This is a genomic window from Amycolatopsis sp. SID8362 (genome assembly GCF_010550475.1).
GTDB classification, from domain to species: domain Bacteria; phylum Actinomycetota; class Actinomycetes; order Mycobacteriales; family Pseudonocardiaceae; genus Amycolatopsis; species Amycolatopsis eburnea.
The window spans coordinates 1-4482 of sequence record NZ_JAAGNB010001026.1; the positions used below are offsets into that span (position 1 = coordinate 1).

Here is a 4482-nt window from a genome sequence, read left to right on the forward strand (position 1 = left end):
AAGGCAGCGGGCTGGTCCTGCACGAACGGGACCGCGGCGTGGTCTGCGACGCGACCCTGTCCGCCGGGGCCCCGGGCGTCTACGCGGCGGGCGACGTCGCGCACGTGGCGAGCCCGCTGTTCGGCGGCCTCCTGCGGCTCGAGCACTGGACGAACGCGGCCGAGCAGGGTGCGGCCGCCGCTCGCCACGCGCTCGACCCGGCGTCCGCGCGGCCGCTGGAAGCCGTGCCGTACTTCTGGTCCGACTGGTACGGCCACCGGATCCAGTTCGTCGGCACGCCCGAGGCCGACGAGGTCGTGACCGCCGGGGACACCACGCTCTACCGCCGCGGCGACCGGCTCGTCGGCGCGCTCACCGTCGACCGCCCGCGCGAGATCATGAAGCACCGCAGGCGGATCGCCGGCCGGGCGCACTGGGCGGATGCGCTGGCCTTCGCGGGGACCGCCTAGGATGACGGCCATGAGCGGGGCACCTCCGGCGCCGCCCGAAGGTGGTCAGCACCGGCGGCCGATCATCGCCGCGGCGATCGAGCTGACCGCGCGGTCCGGCTGGCCGTCGGTCACCATGGCCCGGCTGGCGGAGCTGGTCGGCGTCAGCAGGCAGACCGTCTACAACGAGATCGGCTCCAAGGCCGCGCTGGCCGAGGCGATGGTCGCGCACGAGCTCGACCGGTTCCTCACGGTCGTCGACGCCGCCTTCGAACACCACCCGGACGACCTCATCGAGGCGTTCTACGAGGCCGTCCGCTCGGTGCTCGAACTCGCCGAGGACAACGTCCTGCTGCGCGCGATCGTCTCGGCGTCGCACGGCGCGGCCCCCGAGCTCCTGCCGCTGCTGACCACCGACGCGGGCGCGCTGCTCGCCCGCGCGAAGGTCGTGCTCGCCGAGCGCGTGCGGCCCTACCGGCTGCCGCTCGCCGACGACCAGGTCGACGTCGTGATCGACCTGGTGGTGCGCGCGGTCCTCAGCCACGTCATGCAGCCGTCGGACACCCCGGCGCGCACGGCGGATTCGCTGGCGTGGGTGGCGACCCGCATCCTCGGCCTGGCGGCCGTGCCGCCGCTGCGGCACAGCTGACGCGTCAGCGGAGCCCGTGCCGGTCCAGCCACGCCGAGAGTTCGGTGGCGATCTCCTTGGGCCGGTCCTCCTGGGCGTGGTGCCCGGCTTCCCCGCAGGCGACGACGTCCAGCGCGGCGATGTTCTCGGTGCACCACTTCGCCATTTCCTCGCCGATGAGCAGGGTGGGGGAGCCTTCGAAGGTGAGGAGCAGCTTGGGGACGCTCGTACTGCCGGCCAGCCACCGGTCGTAGGCCTCGACGCGCTCGACCAGCTCGGCGGGCTCCCCGCCGAGCGGCAGCTGACGGGCCCAGGCGAGCACCGGGCGGCGGCTCTCCGGGGTCGGGAACGGGGCGAGGTAGGCGGCCAGGTCGTCGTCGGACACCGGCGTGCGGACGCCGCCGGTGAACGCCTGGCGGATGAACAGGTCCCGCGTCAGCACCATTTCTTCGCCGACGCCGGGCGTGCGGATCTTGCGGGAGCGCTCGGCCGCCTGCGGGGACAGGTCGTCCCACGCCATCGGCTTCACGATGGTCTCGAAGAACGCGAGCCCGCGGACCCGGCCGGGGTGGCGGGCGGCGTGGTCGAAGGCGAGCGCGCCACCCCAGTCGTGCCCGACGAGCACGACGTCGTCGAGGCCGAGTTCGTCGAACCAGCTGTCGAGGTGGCGGGCGTGGTCGGCGAAGGTGTAGCCGATGTCGGGCTTGGGCGAGCGGCCCATGCCGATGAGGTCGGGCGCGGGCAGCCGCCCGCCGCCGACGTGGGGGAGGACGTGGCGCCAGCCGTGCGACGAGCCGGGGTTGCCGTGCAGGAACACGATCGGGGTGCCGCTGCCGGTTTCTTCGTGGTGGAGGACGGGCATTTCAGGCTCCTTCGAGCGGGGTGTCGAGCAGCAGGGTGAGCTCCCGGGACAGCGCCGCGGTGCGATCACCGCGACGGCCGCCCAGCGGCGCGAGCAGCCGGTCGAGCAGCGCGCCGACGGTGTCGATCGCGGGCTCGACGACCTCGCGCCCGCGATCGGTGAGGGTCAGCCGGATGGTCCGGGTGTCGGCGGGGTCGCGGGTGCGTGCGATCAGGCCGTCGGCGTCGAGGGCGCGGGCGAGCTTGGAGACGTAGAGGGCCTCGAGGCCGGTGTGGTCGGCGAGTTCCCGCTGGCTCGGCGGGTGGTCGCGCTGGAGGTCGAGGAGCGAGGCGAGGAAGACGTACTGGGCGTGGGTCAGGCCAGCGGGGGCCAGCGCGCGGTCCACGGCGACGCGCCACTTCATGGAGAGGCGCCAGACCAGGTGCCCGGGAGTGCTCATGCCGGATACTGTACATGGCTACTGTAGCCATAGCTACTATCCGGGCGTAGTGAATGACTCATTCATGTCATCCGGCGACATGAATGAGTCATTCACGTCATCCGGCCAGCTCCCGGATCCGGGCCAGCGCCGCCCGCACCTCGGTGAAGCTGGTGGTGAGCGGGCTCAGCCCCACCCGAATACCGTCCGGACGGCGGAAGTCGATCAGCACGCCGTTGTCGATCAGCACCCGCGAAAGCCGCTCGGCGTCGGGGTGGCGGAGGGTCACGTGGCCGCCGCGGCGGTCGTCGTCGCGCGGTGAGGCGACCTCGAACCCGAGCGGGGCCAGCCACTCGTCGGCGAGGGCGAGCACCCACCGGCCCAGCGCCACGGCCTTGGCGCGCACGCGGTCGATCCCCGCTTCGGCCAGCAGCGCGACGCCTTCCTGGACGCCCACCATGCCGAGCACCGGCGGCGTGCCGGACAGCGCCCGGCGGATGCCCGGCGCGGGGACGTACTCGGCCGCCATGCCGAACGTGTCGGCCGCGCCCATCCAGCCGGTGATCGGCTGGCCGAACTCCGCGTGGTGGCGCGCGTTGACGTAGAGGAACGCGGGCGCGCCGGGGCCGGCGTTGAGGAACTTGTACGTGCAGCCGACGGCGAAGTCGGCGCCGTCGGCGTCGAGCGCGACCGGGATCGAGCCGACGCTGTGGCAGAGGTCCCAGACGGTGAGGCCGCCGCGCTCGCGCACCAGCCGCGTGATGGCGGCCAGGTCGGCGATCGCGGCCGAGCGGTAGTCCACATGGGACAGCACGACCGCCGCGGTGCGCGGCCCGGTCACCGCCGCGACGTCTTCGGGGCGGACGTCGGCGGCCTCGATCCAGCGGACCTTCAGCCCGAGTTCGGCGGCGACGCTTTCGACGAGGAACCGGTCGGTGGGGAAGTTCGCGGTGTCCGTGACGATCTCGTCGCGGCCCGGCCGCAGCGCGACGGCCGCGCGCAGCACCTTGTAGAGGCACACGGACGTCGAGTCGGCGACGATCGTCTGGCCCGGCGCGGCGCCGAGCGCGACGCGGCCCAGCTCGTCCCCGATCGCTTCGGGCAGCGCGAGCCAGCGTTCTTCCCACGACCGGATGAGCCGGCCGCCCCATTCTTCGGCGACGAGCTGCTGCAGGCGTTCCGCCGTGGCGCGCAGGGGGCGGCCGAGCGAATTGCCGTCGAGGTAGGCGACGACACCGGGATCGGTGATCGGGACGAACCGCTCGCGGAAGGGCGCCAGCTCGTCTTCCGCGTCGAGGCGCTCGGCCTCCGCCAGCGTGGTCAGCGGTTCTTCTCCTTCAAGCGCACGGTTTCCTTGCGCACCTCGGCCTGGGTGGCGCGCTCGCGCACCAGCCAGTCGGGGCTTTCCGCCTTCAGCGCGTCGATCTGCTCGGTGGTGAGCGCTTCGGTGATGCCACCGCGCGTGAGGCCGCCGATGGAGACGCCCAGCTTCGCCGCGACGACCGGCCGCGGGTGCGGCCCGTTCCGGCGCAGCTCCTGCAGCCACTCGGGCGGGTCGGCCTGCAGCGCGTTCAGTTCGTCGCGGGAGACGACACCCTCCTGGAACTCCGTGGGGGTGGCTTCGAGGTACACGCCCAATTTCTTCGCCGCCGTCGCGGGCTTCATGGTCTGGGCGGTCTTGTGCGACGTCATGCCGTCCAGGGTAGCCAGCGGGGTGCCCGGTAACCTGACCCGGTGACCTCGTTCCGCCTCGCCTACGTTCCCGGAGCGACCCCCGCCAAGTGGGTGCGGACCTGGGGCGAGCGGGTGCCGGAGGTGCCGTTGACCCTGGTGCCGGTGGCCGCGGCGGACGCGGCGGGCCTGCTGCGCGCGCGGGAAGCGGACGCGGCGCTGCTGCGCTCGCCGATCGACCGCGACGGCCTGCACGCGATCCCGCTCTACACCGAGACGACCGTGGTCGTGGTGGCCAAGGACCACCTGATCGCGGCGGCGGACGAAGTGTCCACGGTGGACTTGGCGGACGAGGTCGTGCTGCACCCGCTGGACGACACCCTGGAGTGGCCGTCGTGGCCCGGCCGCCCGGCGGTTTCGCGCCCGGAGACGACGGCGGACGCGATCGAGCTCGTCGCGGCCGGCGTCGGGGTGC

General features: G+C 73.2%; 7 protein-coding genes. 3 read left to right on the top strand and 4 right to left on the bottom strand.

Features of this window, described 5'->3' with window-relative positions:
- Both G3I65_RS32330 and G3I65_RS32335 read left to right on the top strand, forming a co-directional pair.
- A partial coding sequence (locus G3I65_RS32330) for an oxidoreductase C-terminal domain-containing protein (RefSeq protein WP_275940180.1) occupies window positions 1-449 on the top strand: 449 nt, incomplete at its 5' end.
- A 1-nt stretch (window position 450) separates the two neighbouring features.
- The gene (locus G3I65_RS32335) at window positions 451-1077 is read left to right on the top strand and encodes a TetR/AcrR family transcriptional regulator (RefSeq protein WP_160699464.1); all 627 of its coding nucleotides are present in this window, start codon (window positions 451-453) and stop codon (window positions 1075-1077) included.
- Window positions 1078-1081: 4 nt separating this feature from the next.
- Here the strand turns inward: G3I65_RS32335 and G3I65_RS32340 are convergent, their stop codons facing one another.
- The 4 genes from G3I65_RS32340 to G3I65_RS32355 form a co-directional block, all read right to left on the bottom strand.
- Complete coding sequence (locus G3I65_RS32340; RefSeq protein WP_160699465.1) at window positions 1082-1918, bottom strand: haloalkane dehalogenase; 837 nt, start codon at window positions 1916-1918, stop codon at window positions 1082-1084.
- 1 nt (window position 1919) lies between these two features.
- A complete protein-coding gene (locus G3I65_RS32345; protein ID WP_160699466.1) occupies window positions 1920-2357 on the bottom strand; it encodes a MarR family winged helix-turn-helix transcriptional regulator in 438 nt (145 codons plus the stop codon).
- 97 nt (window positions 2358-2454) lie between these two features.
- Window positions 2455-3660 carry an aminotransferase class V-fold PLP-dependent enzyme gene (locus G3I65_RS32350; protein WP_160699468.1) on the bottom strand — a complete coding sequence of 402 codons (1206 nt, stop codon included), beginning with the start codon at window positions 3658-3660 and terminating at the stop codon, window positions 2455-2457.
- Window positions 3657-4028: a DUF5997 family protein gene (locus G3I65_RS32355; RefSeq protein WP_160699467.1), complete on the bottom strand. Its 372-nt coding sequence runs from the start codon at window positions 4026-4028 to the stop codon at window positions 3657-3659. Before G3I65_RS32355 ends, G3I65_RS32350 begins: the two co-directional genes overlap by 4 nt.
- 42 nt (window positions 4029-4070) lie before the next feature.
- Between G3I65_RS32355 and G3I65_RS32360 the strand changes: the two genes are divergently transcribed.
- Window positions 4071-4482 (top strand): substrate-binding domain-containing protein (locus G3I65_RS32360; RefSeq protein ID WP_309235839.1); only part of this gene is annotated, 412 nt, incomplete at its 3' end.